Origin of the sequence: Pseudomonas sp. IT-P44, from assembly GCF_949768225.1 — a bacterium.
Taxonomy (GTDB): Bacteria; Pseudomonadota; Gammaproteobacteria; order Pseudomonadales; family Pseudomonadaceae; genus Aquipseudomonas; species Aquipseudomonas migulae.
The window spans coordinates 132284-147391 of the sequence record NZ_CATKQM010000003.1; the positions used below are offsets into that span (position 1 = coordinate 132284).

General features: G+C 60.7%; 13 protein-coding genes. 4 read left to right on the forward strand and 9 right to left on the reverse strand.

Annotated elements, in window-relative coordinates; translation table 11 throughout:
* Nucleotides 1-522: 522 nt before the first annotated feature.
* Nucleotides 523-2187: an electron transfer flavoprotein-ubiquinone oxidoreductase gene (locus ACM6IO_RS00585; protein ID WP_032829072.1), complete on the forward strand. Its 1665-nt coding sequence runs from the start codon at nt 523-525 to the stop codon at nt 2185-2187.
* Between the two features lie 173 nt (nt 2188-2360).
* Here ACM6IO_RS00585 and ACM6IO_RS00590 read toward each other — a convergent pair whose 3' ends face one another.
* Nucleotides 2361-3251: an AraC family transcriptional regulator N-terminal domain-containing protein gene (locus ACM6IO_RS00590; RefSeq protein ID WP_414910721.1), complete on the reverse strand. Its 891-nt coding sequence runs from the start codon at nt 3249-3251 to the stop codon at nt 2361-2363.
* A 191-nt stretch (nt 3252-3442) separates the two neighbouring features.
* Here ACM6IO_RS00590 and ACM6IO_RS00595 point away from each other — a divergent pair, with 191 nt between their 5' ends.
* Nucleotides 3443-4495 (forward strand): NAD(P)-dependent alcohol dehydrogenase, encoded by a 1053-nt coding sequence (locus ACM6IO_RS00595; protein WP_008032874.1) that lies wholly within the window; start codon nt 3443-3445, stop codon nt 4493-4495.
* An 11-nt stretch (nt 4496-4506) separates the two neighbouring features.
* On the opposite strand, the gene ACM6IO_RS00600 is transcribed toward ACM6IO_RS00595, so the two are convergent.
* The 6 genes from ACM6IO_RS00600 to ACM6IO_RS00625 form a co-directional block, all read right to left on the reverse strand.
* Complete coding sequence (locus ACM6IO_RS00600; RefSeq protein WP_008032872.1) at nt 4507-5310, reverse strand: IclR family transcriptional regulator; 804 nt, start codon at nt 5308-5310, stop codon at nt 4507-4509.
* A gap of 60 nt (nt 5311-5370) precedes the next feature.
* Nucleotides 5371-6681 carry an MFS transporter gene (locus ACM6IO_RS00605; protein WP_414910722.1) on the reverse strand — a complete coding sequence of 437 codons (1311 nt, stop codon included), beginning with the start codon at nt 6679-6681 and terminating at the stop codon, nt 5371-5373.
* A gap of 173 nt (nt 6682-6854) precedes the next feature.
* The gene (gene dgoD, locus ACM6IO_RS00610; RefSeq protein ID WP_007903915.1) at nt 6855-8003 is read right to left on the reverse strand and encodes a galactonate dehydratase; all 1149 of its coding nucleotides are present in this window, start codon (nt 8001-8003) and stop codon (nt 6855-6857) included.
* A 47-nt stretch (nt 8004-8050) separates the two neighbouring features.
* Complete coding sequence (locus ACM6IO_RS00615) at nt 8051-8671, reverse strand: 2-dehydro-3-deoxy-6-phosphogalactonate aldolase (RefSeq protein ID WP_008032870.1); 621 nt, start codon at nt 8669-8671, stop codon at nt 8051-8053.
* A 19-nt stretch (nt 8672-8690) separates the two neighbouring features.
* Entirely contained in the window at nt 8691-9683 is a 993-nt protein-coding gene (locus ACM6IO_RS00620; RefSeq protein ID WP_192227895.1) for a 2-dehydro-3-deoxygalactonokinase, read from the reverse strand.
* Between the two features lie 174 nt (nt 9684-9857).
* Complete coding sequence (locus tag ACM6IO_RS00625) at nt 9858-10340, reverse strand: GNAT family N-acetyltransferase (RefSeq protein ID WP_008034765.1); 483 nt, start codon at nt 10338-10340, stop codon at nt 9858-9860.
* Between the two features lie 133 nt (nt 10341-10473).
* Between ACM6IO_RS00625 and ACM6IO_RS00630 the strand changes: the two genes are divergently transcribed.
* Nucleotides 10474-11151 (forward strand): HD domain-containing protein, encoded by a 678-nt coding sequence (locus ACM6IO_RS00630; RefSeq protein ID WP_414910723.1) that lies wholly within the window; start codon nt 10474-10476, stop codon nt 11149-11151.
* 88 nt (nt 11152-11239) lie between these two features.
* Nucleotides 11240-12442, forward strand: coding sequence for an MFS transporter (locus ACM6IO_RS00635; RefSeq protein WP_414910724.1), 1203 nt, complete (start codon nt 11240-11242; stop codon nt 12440-12442).
* A gap of 200 nt (nt 12443-12642) precedes the next feature.
* Here ACM6IO_RS00635 and ACM6IO_RS00640 read toward each other — a convergent pair whose 3' ends face one another.
* Nucleotides 12643-13572, reverse strand: coding sequence for a PfkB family carbohydrate kinase (locus ACM6IO_RS00640; RefSeq protein ID WP_414910725.1), 930 nt, complete (start codon nt 13570-13572; stop codon nt 12643-12645).
* Nucleotides 13565-15031 (reverse strand): purine-cytosine permease family protein, encoded by a 1467-nt coding sequence (locus ACM6IO_RS00645; RefSeq protein ID WP_008031640.1) that lies wholly within the window; start codon nt 15029-15031, stop codon nt 13565-13567. The genes ACM6IO_RS00640 and ACM6IO_RS00645 overlap by 8 nt, the downstream gene beginning before the upstream one ends.
* Nucleotides 15032-15108 lie beyond the last annotated feature (77 nt).

Genomic DNA, 15108 nt, shown 5'->3' on the forward strand with positions numbered 1-15108 from the left:
AAGAAAGTCGCCTAGGCGAACCTGGCGGTTGATGCTCATCGGGCGCAAGGGCACCTCTAAAAACGCCGGCATACGTGTCAAGTGACCATCGCTCATGACGTTGATGACCGTTCGTCAGTGGTGACCAACAAGTCATTAAATATCGTGGCGTGTAAACTGCGCGCCAACACTGCGCTGCGCATCACCTTGTACTGCCATCGCCCTGTCTTTAGAGGTGCTCTTGAAACCAACGGTCAGCCTACGGCGAGCGCAAAACCGACCGTATCTTGACCGGAACGCCTATTCCGGTCAATACGGCAAAATGGCCAGTCATAAGCCGCGTGACTTTGATTTCTCTGGCTTTGAGCCGATTCAAACAAACGTTTGTATTGGACGCTAAGAGTGGTGTAGATATAATGCGCCACCCAAAGAGAAAGGTGGTTCATCGATTGTCCTCTTCCTGCCTTGTGCAGGAATTCATGGATGCGACACCAAACCTCCAATTAGAAAAAAAACTGTTGAGCCTTGAGTAGGAGATAACCTGTGGAACGCGAATACATGGAATTCGACGTGGTCATCGTCGGTGCCGGCCCCGCTGGTCTTTCCGCCGCCTGCCGCTTGAAGCAGAAGGCTGCTGAAGCCGGTAAGGAAATCAGCGTCTGCGTGGTCGAAAAAGGCTCCGAAGTGGGTGCTCACATCCTGTCCGGTGCCGTGTTCGAACCACGCGCCCTGAACGAACTGTTCCCGGACTGGAAGGAACTTGGCGCGCCGTTGAACACGCCGGTCACCCGCGACGACATCTTCGTTCTCAAGAACGCCGACAGCGCGCAGAAGATTCCCGACCTCTTTGTGCCCAAGACCATGCACAACGAAGGCAACTACATCATCTCACTGGGCAACCTGTGCCGCTGGCTGGCTCAGCAGGCCGAGAACCTGGGCGTAGAAATCTACCCGGGCTTCGCCGCGCAGGAAGCACTGTTCGACGAAAACGGCGTGGTGCGCGGGATCATCACCGGCGATCTGGGCGTTGACCGCGAAGGCAATCCGAAAGAAGGCCTGTACACCCCAGGCATGGAATTGCGCGGCAAGTACACGCTGTTCGCCGAAGGCTGCCGTGGCCACATCGGCAAGCAGTTGATCAAGCGCTTCAACCTCGACAGCGAAGCCGACGCCCAGCACTACGGCATCGGCCTGAAAGAAATCTGGGAAATCGACCCGGCCAAACATCAGCCAGGCCTGGTGGTGCACACCGCCGGCTGGCCGCTGGACATCATGGGCACCGAGAACACCGGCGGCTCGTTCCTCTATCACCTGGAAAACAACCAGGTGGTGGTCGGCCTGATCGTGGATCTGTCCTACAGCAACACCTACCTGTCGCCGTTCGACGAGTTCCAGCGCCTCAAGCATCACCCGGTGCTCAAGCAGTACCTGGAAGGCGGCAAGCGCATCAGCTACGGCGCGCGCGCCATCTGCAAGGGCGGCCTGAACTCGCTGCCGAAAATGGTCTTCAAGGGCGGCGCGCTGATCGGTTGCGACCTCGGCACCCTGAACTTCGCCAAGATCAAAGGCAGCCACACCGCGATGAAGTCCGGCATGCTCGCCGCTGAATCCGTGGCCGAGGCGCTGTTCGCTGAAAAGGACGGCACCGAAGAACTGACCACTTACGTCGACGCGTTCAAGAAGAGCTGGCTCTACGACGAGTTGTTCGCCAGCCGCAACTTCGGCCCGGCGATCCACAAGTTCGGCGCCATCGTCGGCGGTGGTTTCAACTGGCTGGACCAGAACATCTTCGGCGGCAAACTGCCGTTCACCCTGCACGACACCAAGCCGGATTACGCTTGCCTGAAACTCGCGGCCGACTGCAAGAAGATCGACTACCCGAAACCGGATGGCAAAATCAGTTTCGACAAACTCAGCTCGGTGTTCATCTCCGGTACCAACCATGAAGAAGAACAGCCTTGCCACCTGAAGCTGGCCGACCTGAGCATCCCGATCGCCAAGAACCTGCCGATGTACGATGAACCTGCCCAGCGTTACTGCCCGGCTGGCGTGTACGAAGTGGTCACCAAGGAAGACGGCGAGAAGCGCTTCCAGATCAACGCCCAGAACTGCGTTCACTGCAAGACCTGCGACATCAAGGACCCTGCACAGAACATCACCTGGGTGGCACCGGAAGGTGCTGGCGGCCCGACTTACCCGAACATGTAAGTTGAATCGCTGAACATCAAGGCTCCCGAATGGGGGCCTTTTTGTTGCCCGCAATTCATACCCCCACACGGTCCTTGTAGGAGCCGGCTTGCTGGCGATAGCGGTGCACCAGACAAAATAAATGTTCGCTGACACACCGCTATCGCCAGCAAGCCGGCTCCTACAGGGGGTTGTCAGGCTGCTCGCTCATCTCCCGGATTACGCTCAAAGTAGCGCTTGTACTCCCGACTGAACTGCGACGTGCTCTGGTACCCGACCCGATGCGCCACCTGCGCCACGCCCAAGCCCTCCGCCACCAGCAACGTCTGCGCCTTGAGCAAGCGCAATCGCTTCAAATACTGCACCGGCGACAACAACGTGCTGCGCTTGAAATGCTCATGAAAGGTCGACGCACTCATGTTCGCGCAACTGGCCAGGGTCTCGACGTTCAAGGGTTCGGCGTAGTGCGCATGCAAATGGCTGATCGACGCCGCGACACGGGCGAACTGCCCCTGCTGTTCCACCAGCGCACGCAACACATCGGCCTGCGGCCCGCGCAACGCGACGAACAACAACTCGCGCAGGTGTGACGGCCCCATGATCCGCGCCTCCAGAGGATCGTGCAGACAACGCAACAACCGCTCCACACAGCCGCGCATGCAGTCGTCGAGTACCACCGAGGTCATCGACTCCGGCGTCTGCGCCGCAATGTGCCGTCCCGGCGCCAGTCCCATCGCCAGCACCAATTCCCCCAGCAGCACCCGGTCAATCGCCACGGAAACCCCGAGCAGTGGCGCATTCGGCAAGGCAAAGGTTTCGCACTCGAACGGCACCGGCAACGCTTGAATCAAGTAATGCCCGGCGCCGTACTCCAGGGTTCGCGGCCCCAAATACGCCAGTTTGCTGCCCTGGGCGATGATCATCAGGCTCGGTTCATAAATATGCGGGCCACGGGCGACGTCACAACTTGCGCGCAGAACTTGCACACCGGGCAACCCGGTCTGGGTGAAACCGTCGCGGGTCGCCAGTGGCTCAATCAGCGAAACCAGCGTGGCATTGGCATCGAGATGACGGGTCAACAACATGGGAGCTCTTCACAAAATAATCACGGAAAAAGGGATGAAAGCATCATCGCAGGTCTGATTGCCCATTGGACCCAACGAACGCAGATGCCGGAGGAATAGGCATGACACCCGGAGGAATCGCCATGGCCGCGCAATGGTACGGCGCCCAGAATGCGCCGCCTCACCTGTCACTGCTTTTTGCGAGGTCCACCATGTACACCGCCATCGGATACGCCGCCCAGTCGGCCACCACTCCCCTTGCCCCCGTGAAATTCGAACGCCGCAGCCCGCGTGCCGACGACGTGGCGATCGAGATTCTCTACTGCGGCGTCTGCCATTCCGACATCCATCAGGCGCGCAATGAGTGGGGTATTGCCGTTTACCCGCTGATGCCCGGCCATGAGATCGTAGGCAAAGTGACCGCCATCGGTGCGAATGTCACCCAACATAAAGTCGGCGATCTGGTCGGCGTCGGCTGCATGGTCGATTCCTGCCGCAGCTGCGAGGCTTGCCAGGCCAACCTCGAGCAATATTGCCTCGAAGGTCCGACCATGACCTACGCCACACCCGACCGGGTGGATGGCAGCAACACCATGGGCGGTTACTCCGACAGCATCGTGGTCAGCGAGCACTTCGTGGTGCGCATCCCGGAAAAACTTGACCTGGCCAGCGCCGCGCCGATCCTCTGCGCCGGCATCACCACCTACTCGCCGCTCAAGCACTACGGCGTGAAAGCGGGCGACAAGGTCGGGATTCTCGGCATGGGCGGCCTCGGCCACATGGGCATCAAGTTCGCCAAGGCTATGGGCGCGGAAGTGACTCTGTTCACCCGCTCGGCAAGCAAGGCGGAAGAAGGTCGTCGTCAGGGCGCGGACCATGTGATCGTGTCCACCGATGCCGAGCAGATGAAAGCCGCTGCCGGCCATTTCGACTTCCTGCTGGACACCATTCCGGTGCAGCACGACCTCAATCCCTACCTCGACACGCTGCGTTTCGACGGCGTGCACATTCTGGTGGGGTTGATTGAACCGATTGATCCACCGGTCCACGCGGCCAAATTGGTGTTGGGCCGCCGTGTACTGGCCGGCTCGCTGATCGGCGGCATCGCCGAAACCCAGGAAGTGCTGGATTTCTGCGCCGAGCACAACATCACCTGCGACATCGAAATGCTCGACATCCGCCAGATCAACGAGGCTTACGCCCGCATGATCGCCGGTGACGTGAAGTACCGCTTCGTCATCGACATGGCAACGCTGAAGGTCTAAACCTTAGCGGTTTATACCTTCAAGCCAAGTTCTGCCGAGAGCCGGGCCGTGACCCCTTTGATCAGGGGAATCAGCTCGGCCATTTTTTCCAGCGGCATGTACGGCACGGTGCTGGCGATGCTGATGCCGGCGACGATGCGCTTGCTGGCATCACGGATCGGCGCCGCCACGCAGCGGATCGACGGTTCGTTGTCTTCCAGGTCGAAGGCGTAACCGCCCGCCACGTACTCAATCATGCGCTGCTGGAACTGCTCCCAGGATTGCTCCGGGTGCTGCGGCCAGAACTGATTTTTCCCACCCGCCGGCAGGCTGACTTCGTACAGCCGTTGCCATTCTTCCTGCGTGTCATCGAGCATCAGCGCCTTGCCGATCCCGGTGCGCGCCAACGGCATGCGGTGGCCAACCCGCGAACGCATTTCCGGACCATTGCGCCCCGGATTCTTGTGCAGGTACAGCACTTCGTCGCCTTCGCGAATCGCCAGGTGAATGGTGTCGCCGGTCAACGCCGACAACTCATCCAGATACGGACCGGCCAACGTGACCAGCGGCAATTCCTCACGCGCCTGAAAGCCCAGTTCGATCAGCTTCGGCCCCAGCAAATAACCGACTTGCGGCACCACGCGCAGATAACGCTCGTCCACCAGGCAACTGGCCAGACGATGGGTGGTGCTGCGCGTCGTGCCGATCAGCCGGGCGATTTCCTTGAGATCGCGGGCGCCACTGGCCACGGCCTGAACCACACCCAGCCCGCGAAGCAGGGTCTGAGTGCCGGTCGGCGCGGCGTCCTTGGCGATTTTTGGGGCGTCTTCCTGCATATCCAGCCTTTACCGTTGAGCGAGTGAACGGGCGGCATTATGGTCGCCCGATGGCTACGACTACAACTTGATACGCTCGACCTTCCCGACCAGCAGAATGTAGGAAAGCGCCCCCAACAACGCGAGAACCGAGATGTAGGTGATCGCTGGAGCGAACGAATCACCGCTGGCGAGGAAACCGATGACAATCGGCGTGGCAATCGCCGACAGGTTGCCGATGAAGTTAAACACGCCACCGGTCAGCCCCAACAAGCGTGCCGGTGCCAGCGTTGAAACCAGTGACCAGGTGATCGAAGCCAGACCGTTACCGAAGAACGCCAAGGCGAGGAAGGCAATCACCAGCGGCGTCGACTCGACGAAATTGGCGCCGATGATCGAGGTGGAAATCAGCAAGCCGCCAATGATCGGCAACTTGCGGGCGAAACCCACCGTGTAGCCGCGACGGATCAGGAAGTCGGAGAAGAACCCGGAACAGAGTACGCCGACGAAAGCGGCGAGAAACGGCAACGATGCCAGCAGGCCGGACTTGATGAAATCCATGCCGCGGTACTTCACCAGGTAGGTCGGGAACCACGTCAGGAAAAACCACAACGTCGAGTTGAGGCAGAACTGGCCAAGGTAAATGCCCCACAACTTGCGCTTGGTCAGGACGATGCCGAGGTCGGTCCAGCTGAATTTGGACTTGACCTTCGCTTGCTCGGCCTGAATATCCACCAGCCCGCCGCCTTCGCGGATCAGGTCGATTTCAGCGTCGTTGGCGCCTTTGAAATCCCGCGGTTCGCGATACACCGCGTACCAGATCACCGCCCAGAGAATGCCCACCGCACCGGTGCTGACGAACACCATGTGCCAGCCAAACTCATGCTGCAACCAGGCGAGTACCGGCGTCAGGAACGCCAACCCGACGAACTGGCCGGAGGTGTAGAAACCAATGGCCGTGGCGCGCTCGCGCTCCGGGAACCAGGTGGTAACCACGCGGCTGTTGATCGGATACGCCGGAGCTTCCAGCGCACCGACCGCCATGCGCAAGACGAACAGCGCAATGAAGCTGGCGGCGAAACCGAGCATCACCGTGGCGATCGACCACAGCAGCAAGGCGAGGCTATAAAGGATGCGCGGCGGGACGCGATCCACCAGCCAGCCGCCGGGGATCTGCATGGCGGCGTAGGTCCAGCCGAACGCGGAGAAGATCAGTCCGACATGGATCGGGTCGATGCCCAGGTCACTGGTCAGCGCCGGGGCGGCGATGGACAGGTTGCTGCGGTCCAGATAGTTGATCACCACGGTGATGAACAGCAGGACCATGATGAAAAAACGCTTGCGGCTGGGCGCCACCAACGACGCCTGCCCGGTGAGGGTTTGCGGTTGCATGGGGAATGCCTCTTCTTATGTTTATTGAGGTCGGTCTAAAGACTTGCACTGAACCCTGTTGGAGCCGGCTTGCTGGCGATGGGGGTGTGTCAGGCACCATCAATGTTGAATGATGTGCCGCTATCGCCAGCAAGCCGGCTCCTACAGGGGATTTGCGGTGGGTCAGCGATCACTCACCACTCGGCAAAACTGCCATCGGCATGGCGCCAGATCGGGTTGCGCCAGCGGTGGCCGACCGCCGCGCGTTCGATCACGTATTCCTCGTTGATCTCGATCCCCAGGCCCGGGCCGTTCGGAATCTTCACGAAGCCTTTGTCGTAATCGAACACTCGCGGATCCTTGACGTAATCCAGCAGGTCGTTGCTCTCGTTGTAGTGGATACCCAGGCTCTGTTCCTGGATGAACGCGTTGTAGCAAACCGCATCCAGTTGCAGACACGCCGCCAGCGCAATCGGCCCCAACGGGCAATGCAGCGCCAGCGCTACGTCATAGGCTTCGGCCATGTTGGCGATCTTGCGAGTCTCGGTGATGCCACCGGCATGAGAAGCATCCGGCTGGATGATGTCGACGTAACCTTCGCTGAGCACGCGCTTGAAATCCCAACGCGAGAACAAGCGTTCACCGAGGGCAATCGGTGTGCTGGTCAGCGGCGCCAGCTCCTTCAGCGCTTCGTAGTTTTCGCTGAGCACCGGCTCTTCGATGAACATCAGTTTGTACGGATCGAGTTCCTTCATCAGCACCTTGGCCATGGGCTTGTGCACCCGGCCGTGGAAGTCGACGCCGATACCGACGTTCGGGCCGACCGCATCACGCACGGCGGCGACGTTGGCCAGGGCCAGGTCGACTTTCTCGAAGGAATCGAGGAATTGCAGCTCTTCGGTGCCGTTCATTTTCACGGCGGTGAAACCACGGCTGACCGCTTCTTTCGCGGCGCGCGCGGTGTCTGCCGGACGGTCACCGCCAATCCACGAATAGACACGAATCTTGTCGCGCACCTGACCACCGAGCAGGTCGCTGACCGACACACCCAAGGCCTTGCCCTTGATGTCCCACAACGCCTGGTCGATACCGGCCAGCGCACTCATGTGGATCGCACCGCCCCGGTAGAAGCCACCGCGATACAACACGGTCCAGATGTCTTCGATGTTGCGTGGGTCTTTGCCGATCAGGTAGTCGGACAATTCTTCAACGGCAGCCGCCACCGTATGGGCACGACCTTCGACCACGGGTTCGCCCCAACCGGTCACGCCCTCGTCGGTTTCCACTTTCAGGAAGCACCAGCGCGGCGGAACGATGAAGGTGGTCAGTTTAGTGATTTTCATCTCTTCTCTCTCTTATTAGATGCAGCGCGCTCGGCGCCAAAAAAGTCTTAACGCAGAGCGTTCCATGCAGCGACGTAGGCCTTGGCGTTGGACGCCACTTGCGCCGCCGTCATGCCCGGTTTGAACAACCCGGACCCGAGGCCGAAGCCCTTCACGCCCGCATCGATAAACACCTGCATGTTCTCCGGGGTGATCCCGCCCACCGGCGCCAGAATCGTCCCGGCGGGCAACACCGCCAGCCAGGCTTTTACAACCGCCGGGCCCATTTGTTCGGCGGGGAACATCTTCAGCACGTCCGCGCCTTCAGCCAATGCAGCGAACGCTTCGGTCGGCGTCGCCACGCCAGGCGACAGGAACAACCCGGCGGCCTTCGCGGCGCGCAGCACTTTGGGATCACTGTGGGGCATGACGATGACCTGCCCGCCGGCGGCTTTCACTTGCTCGACCTGTTCCGGCGTCAACACCGTGCCGGCACCGATCAGGCAATCGGCAGGCAAGGTACTGCGCAGGATGCGGATACTTTCGTACGGCTCGGGGGAATTGAGCGGCACTTCGATGACGCGAAATCCGGCTGCGTAAAGGACTTCTCCGATAGCCGCCGCTTCCTGCGGACGCAGGCCACGCAGGATTGCGATCAGGCCGTTTTGCGCCAATGCTTGTTTGAGCATGTCAGACCTCCAGTCAGGTTTAACGGGATGGGTTTGGAGTGATCAGCCCGGCGGCGAGCGCCAGTTGCCACAACCCGCGTTCGGTGGCCTGTTCGGCCAGCGTCACTCGGGCAAAACCGCAGGCGTCGAGCGCCCGGCTGTAACGGGCACAGAGTTGGGAATTGCCGATGAGAATGATCGACGGCAGATGAACGCTGTTGCGCCGACGCCGCTGAACCGTGGCCAGCGCCGACAGCTCATGGCCGATCAACAGGCCGGACAAATAATCCGGTTGCGCACTGCCGCTCAGTTCGCCGGTCAGCCCGAGGCTGCGGGCACTGAACAGCGTCGACAGCGGGCCGATTTCGCCGTCCGCCGACAGGGCCACTTGCACGCCACGGTCAAACGCGTCGCCATCGAAAGACCCACCGCGTTGCTGGGTGCGCCCCAGAATGCTGTGTTCGCTGAGCACCGCGAAGACTTCGCCGGTCATAAAGGTGTCGAAATGCACGATGCAGCCATCGGCCACTTCCACCCATTTCGAATGGCTGCCCGGCAGGCCGATCAACAGATCGCTGCCCGCCTCGCCCGCCAGGTTTTGCAGCACGCCAAGGACCTGGGTTTCTTCACCGCGCATCACGTTCGGCAGGCGCGAACGCTGAATCACGCCCGGCACGATGTGCACATCGACACCGCGAAGACTGCGAATGGTTTGTAGGGAAGTTCCGAGATTGGCAACGTTTGCCGGCGTGTCACGGTAGGCCGCTTCGCACCAGCCTTGCGCGCTGCCGACCATGCCGCAGGCAATCACCGGCAAACCGGGTTGCTCATCGAGCCAGTCACCGCAGGCCTCGTCAAAGGCCAGTTCAAAACCGTCGGTGCATGCCAGACCGTTAATGATTCGCGGCGTCCGGGGCAGCTGCATGATTCCCGATGACAGCGAACGCTGTTCGAGCACCTGGCCACCCGCGGCGAGTTTGTAAGCACGTAATGAGGTTGTCCCCCAATCGAGCGCGATCAATTGCGCCAGCATCGCTTCACCTGTTTTGTTTATTGGCAGTGAGTGAGCTGGACTATAAACCCTGACACAGGGAAATCTCAATATATAAATATACATCCCATATTTTGGGATAAAGCCAAAAAAAGATCGCAGCCCTCGGCAGCCCCTATAGGTAGGAGCCGCCGAGGGCTGCGATCCTTTAAACGATCAATTGCCCGCGGCAAAATCCCTTAGCACCGCGCCATCCATCCGATACCGCACCCACTCCTCCTGAGGCTGCGCCCCCAAGGATTTATAGAACTCGATAGCCGGTTTGTTCCAGTCCAGCACGCTCCACTCAAAACGCCCGCAATCATTGGCGCAGGCGATTTTCGCCAAGTGGCGCAGCAAGGTTTTACCGGCACCGCCACCGCGCTGTTCGGGAGTGATGTAGAGGTCTTCGAGGTACAGGCAGTTGCTGCCGAGCCAGGTGGAATAGCTGAAGAAGAACACTGCAAAGCCGATCGGCAAACCGTCGCGCAGGCAGATTAGCCCGTGGGCGGTGGCGCCTTCGCTGAACAGGCTGCGCTCAATGTCGGCGACGCTGGCGATGACTTCGTGGCGGGCACGTTCGTAATCGGCCAGTTCAGTGATGAACGCGAGGATTTGCGGAGCATCGCTGGGGGTCGCCGGGCGGATTTCGATCGTCATGGACGTGCCTTCGTCAAAAGTGGAAAACGCCATACTAAGTCGGCGCGCAACGCTCGTCACACTGGAAATTCAAAGCTGATCTATGGAGGATGTGGAGCCGCTGCCCCAACCGTTTTCACTTAACAGGACGTTTATGACGACTGATGCTTTCGCGCCGCTGCCAATCCTCGCCGCCAGGTTGCTGCCCCACGCACTGGAACCCTCGGAAGATGGGGCTCACGATCTGTCGCACCTGCAGCGGGTCTGGCACAACGTGCGCACTCTTCATGCTGAGGAAGGTGGCGATATTGAAGTGCTGCTGGCAGCGGTGCTTTTGCATGATTGCGTGTCGGTGGAGAAGAACTCGCCGTTGCGTTCGCAAGCATCGCGGCTGGCAGCCGAGAAGGCCTCTGCAGTGTTGACCGACATGCACTGGCCCAGCGCAAAAATCAGCGCCGTTGTACACGCCATCGAGGCCCACAGCTTTTCTGCCAACATCACCCCGAGTTCCCTCGAAGCGAAAATCATGCAGGACGCCGACCGTCTCGATTCCCTTGGCATGCTCGGCGTTGCGCGCACCTTTTACATCGCCGGCCGCATGGGCAGCGCGCTGTATGACCCACAAGACCCGGAAGCGAATACGCGGGAATACGATGACAAGCGCTTTTGCCTCGATCATTTCCAGACCAAGCTGCTGCACTTGGCAGACGGCTTCCAGACCCTCACCGGTCAACGCCTGGCCCGCATCCGGCATGAACGTTTGAAAAATTTCATGGAGCTGTTCAAGGAAGAAATCGGCATCGGCCGAGTGCATTACTCCGCCCACTACTAACCCTGGAATCGATAACCTCAGACCTAACATCGGCGCCTTGCATGATAGATAGATGACACTCTCCGTTATCGGGTCAAGGAAGCGCGTCATGTCTACTGCTCCACCTCAGGTCTCCAGCAAACTGTTCGGCCTGTTTTGCCTCGCCAGTTATTTGCTGTCGCTGTCCTACGGCTCGACGTTTTTGCTGTCGCTGTTGATCGGCTCGCGCGGCGGCAACGAACACGATGCCGGCAGCGTGATTTCGGCGGCGATGCTCAGTACGTTTGCGGCGGTGATCGTTTCCGGGCACTTGTCCGACTGGCTTGGCGCGGCGCGTTCGATTGCGTTGTTCGGCGTGCTGCTGGTGGCGGCCAGCCTGGGTTTTGCACTGACGCCGGGCTTCGGCAATCTGCTGCTGTTTTTCGGCTTGCTGCTGGGTTTGGGCTGGGGCGTTTTCTATACGCTCGGGCCGATCATCGTCGCGAGCCTTGTGACGCCTGCCCAGCGGGCCAGATATTTCGCGCTGCTGTCGGGCAGCATGATGACCGGGATCGGCAGCGGTCCGTTGCTGGGCCGCGCGGCCAGTGCGCTGGGCTATCCCGTAACGGCGGCGTTTTACCTCGCGGCGCTGGCCAGCCTGATCGGCGTTTTACTGTTCTGGCGCCTGGATGCGCAGCTGAAAAAAGCACCCTCGCCGACCGCTGCGGTCGCACGCATTTCCTGGCGTGCAACCCGGCAGATTTTGTCGTCCCGCGCAGTGTTCCCGATCCTCATGGTCGGCCTCGGCGGCTGCGTGTTCGGCGGTCTGTCGAGTTTCCAAACCAGCTACGCGGCGTCTCGTTCGCTGGATTACTCGCTGTTCTTTTTCGGTTTCATGGGCGCGGCGATCAGCAGCCGGATGGTGATTGCCGGATTCGTGGTCAAGCGCGATCCGTTCCGCGCGTCTTGCCTGTTGTCGGGGCTGATGATGGTTTCGATTGTGATGTTCGGTTTTGTGGTCGACAGCGGCTTCAGCTACGTGCTCGCGGCGATAATGCTCGGGGTCGGTTACGGGCTGACGTATTCGGTGATCAATGGCCTGGCGGCGAATGAAGCGCCGCACGGCACCACCGCGCAAGCGTTGCTGCTGTTCAGCCTGTCGTACTTCATTGGTGTGTTCGGCTTTCCGTTGCTGGCCGGGAAGATCATCGTCGAACACGGGATGGCGACACTGTTGCTCACCGTTCTTGCCGTGGCGCTGTTGAACTGGCTGATCACCGTGGGCCGCCTGATCTGGCGCCGCTACACGGTCAAAACGTTGCAACAGGCCTGAACCGTTCGTCGTTCATCAGTATCCATGAACGTCGATGAAAACCGATCAAGCTTGGTGCGGCTGGGGTTGAGGCGGCGCGCAAGCTGGACGTGTAAACGTTTGAGGGCCCCTTCGCGGGCAAGCCTCGCTCCTACAAGGATCGCGTGATTCCTGTAGGAGCGAGCGATGCGGCGACCCGACTTGCCCGCGAAGGCGTCAAATCAGGCGCCGAAAGTCTCGCGGATCAACGCATCCACCTCATCCGCCCCAGGCGAAGTCGCCGGCCCCCACCGAGTCACCGCCAGCGCCGCAGCCGCATTCGCCCGCCGCGCCGCTTCACCCGCCGACAACCCTCGCGCCAACCCGGCCACAAACACCCCGGCATGGGCATCCCCGGCGCCGTTGCTGTCCAGCGCCTCAACCTTGAAACCCGGCACATGCTGACGCTCGCCATGCTGATGAATCCAGCACCCTTGCGGACCGTCGCGAACCACCATCAACACCTTCGACGGCAGATGATCGGCCAGTCGATCCAGCGCCTGGGCAATGTCCGACGCCCCGGTAAACCGCAGCGCCTCGACGCTGTTGCTGGTCCACACATCGATGCGCGGCAACAACGCCTGCATCAACGGCGCATCGGGTGATTCCACCAGCGGGCCCGGGTCGAACACCACGTTGACCGCGCTCGGCAACGCCAACACCCAATCCACCAGCGCCTGAGCCTTGCCGACATGCAGCAGGCTGTAGCCGCTGACGTAGACATAGTCGCCCGCCTGCGCCGCTACGCTGTTCAAATCCTCTATGGACACTTCACCTTCGGCGCCAATGTAGGAAACAAAACTACGCTCGGCCGAGGCGTCCGTGATCGCCACGCACAACCCCGTGTCTCGTTCAGCACTGTGAGCAATGCCGATGCGAATGCCTTCAGCCTTCATCGCCTCACGCGCCAGGTCGCCGAAACGACCGTTGCCGTGACGGCCCAGGTAAACCACCGGCAAGCCATTACGCTGAGCAGCGGCCATCACATTGAACCCACCACCCGCTTCGAAACTGGCGGATTGCGCCAGTACGTCGCCGCCGGGTTGAGGCAGTTTATCCACGGCCATGACCAGGTCGATGATGACCTGGCCGGTGTGCAACATTTTAGGCATGAGCATTCTCGAGCGACGCGGCGCGGCGATCCCTGGCCCCGCCGAGTACAAAATAAATCCCGCCGGCGACCAGGAACGTCACGATCCAGCCAAGGCCGTTATGCCCCAGCCACGAGTCGGAGAGGAACCCACGGAACCAGACGGTTTGTTCGGTGGTGCCAATGGTGGTGAAGCTGAAACCCAGCACGATCGCCAGGGCCCACGCACCGAAAGCACGCCACTCGACGCCGCCGCGATACCAGTAGGCGCTGCTCGGGCTGACGTCCAGCAGGTCTTTGGGGCTGTAGTAATGACGATGAATCAGGTCAACGACGAAGATCCCGACCCACGCCGTGATCGGCACGGCCAGCAGCGAAATGAAGGTGATGAACGGGCCGTAGAAACTGTCGGCGATCAGCATGAAGTAAATCGAACCGGCGAAAATCGCGACGATGTCGACCACCACGGCGTAGACGCGCTTGACCTTCAGGCCGAGGGTCAGCGTGGTCAAGCCGGCGGAATACACCGACAGGTTGTTCGACAGCAGCAAGCCGCCGAACGCGGTGATCAGGTACGGCACGGCCATCCAGGTCGGCAGCATGTCGCGGATCGCGATGATCGGGTCAGTGGCCGAGGCCAGGTCGTTGTTGCCCACCGACAGCAGGCCGCCGAGGGTGATCAGCAACACCAGCGGGATCCCGGCACCAAACGCGGCGGAAGCCACCAGACGTGCCGCCTTGACACTGCGATGCTGATAACGCGACATGTCCGCACCGGCGTTGGCCCAACCGATCCCGGTGCCGGCGGCCATGGTGCCGACGCCGATGATCATTGCGCTAAGCGGTGCAGGCGTGGCGTTGAACACGGCGCTCCAGTCGATGGTGGCGCAGAGGAAACCGCCGACCAGAATGTTCAGCGCGCCGAACACATAAGTCGCCCACTTCTGAATCACCAGCAACGTCGCGTGACCGAGGCCGGACACCGACAAGGTCAGCAGCACGAAAATCGCGATGAAGATCAGGGTCAGCACCGGTGCGCTTTTGGCTTCCACCGGCGAGCCGAACAGGATCGAGCACAGCGACAGCAACACGAACGCGGCGGTGGTGGTGTTGACGGTTTCCCAACCCAGCCGCGACATCAGCGAAACCAGGGTCGGGCCGATGTTGCCGCGTACGCCGAAGATCGCCCGCGACAGCGTCAGGCTCGGTGCGCGGCCACGGCGACCGGCGATGGAAATGATCCCGACCACCGCAAAGGAACCGGCAGCACCGAGGATCGCGACGATGATCGCCTGCCAGATCGCCAACCCGCGAAACGCCACCAGCGTAGCGCCGAGCGGCAGGCCGAGGATGGAAATGTTAGCGGCGAACCAGACCCAGAACAGCTGCAGCGGATGCCCGTTGCATTCGGCTTCCGGCACCGGCTCGATGCCCCGGGTTTCCAGTTGCCCGGCGCTTTGCCCGGCGTTCGATGAACTCATGTGAAATGCTCCTGTTGCCTTTGTTGTGGTTATGGGCAATGACGGAAGACGAAAACAACATCCCGGCTGTCCTGGCC

What these genes read in the sequence shown, in the direction of transcription:
- ACM6IO_RS00605 (WP_414910722.1), bottom strand. Translation starts at nt 6,681, where the DNA reads ATGCAACCGCAAACCCTCACCGGGCAGGCGTCGTTGGTGGCGCCCAGC.
- ACM6IO_RS00595 (WP_008032874.1), top strand. Translation starts at nt 3,443, where the DNA reads ATGTACACCGCCATCGGATACGCCGCCCAGTCGGCCACCACTCCCCTT.
- ACM6IO_RS00640 (WP_414910725.1), bottom strand. Translation starts at nt 13,572, where the DNA reads ATGCCTAAAATGTTGCACACCGGCCAGGTCATCATCGACCTGGTCATG.
- ACM6IO_RS00615 (WP_008032870.1), bottom strand. Translation starts at nt 8,671, where the DNA reads ATGCTCAAACAAGCATTGGCGCAAAACGGCCTGATCGCAATCCTGCGT.
- ACM6IO_RS00635 (WP_414910724.1), top strand. Translation starts at nt 11,240, where the DNA reads ATGTCTACTGCTCCACCTCAGGTCTCCAGCAAACTGTTCGGCCTGTTT.
- ACM6IO_RS00645 (WP_008031640.1), bottom strand. Translation starts at nt 15,031, where the DNA reads ATGAGTTCATCGAACGCCGGGCAAAGCGCCGGGCAACTGGAAACCCGG.
- ACM6IO_RS00630 (WP_414910723.1), top strand. Translation starts at nt 10,474, where the DNA reads ATGACGACTGATGCTTTCGCGCCGCTGCCAATCCTCGCCGCCAGGTTG.
- ACM6IO_RS00600 (WP_008032872.1), bottom strand. Translation starts at nt 5,310, where the DNA reads ATGCAGGAAGACGCCCCAAAAATCGCCAAGGACGCCGCGCCGACCGGC.
- dgoD (WP_007903915.1), bottom strand. Translation starts at nt 8,003, where the DNA reads ATGAAAATCACTAAACTGACCACCTTCATCGTTCCGCCGCGCTGGTGC.
- ACM6IO_RS00590 (WP_414910721.1), bottom strand. Translation starts at nt 3,251, where the DNA reads ATGTTGTTGACCCGTCATCTCGATGCCAATGCCACGCTGGTTTCGCTG.
- ACM6IO_RS00625 (WP_008034765.1), bottom strand. Translation starts at nt 10,340, where the DNA reads ATGACGATCGAAATCCGCCCGGCGACCCCCAGCGATGCTCCGCAAATC.
- ACM6IO_RS00620 (WP_192227895.1), bottom strand. Translation starts at nt 9,683, where the DNA reads ATGCTGGCGCAATTGATCGCGCTCGATTGGGGGACAACCTCATTACGT.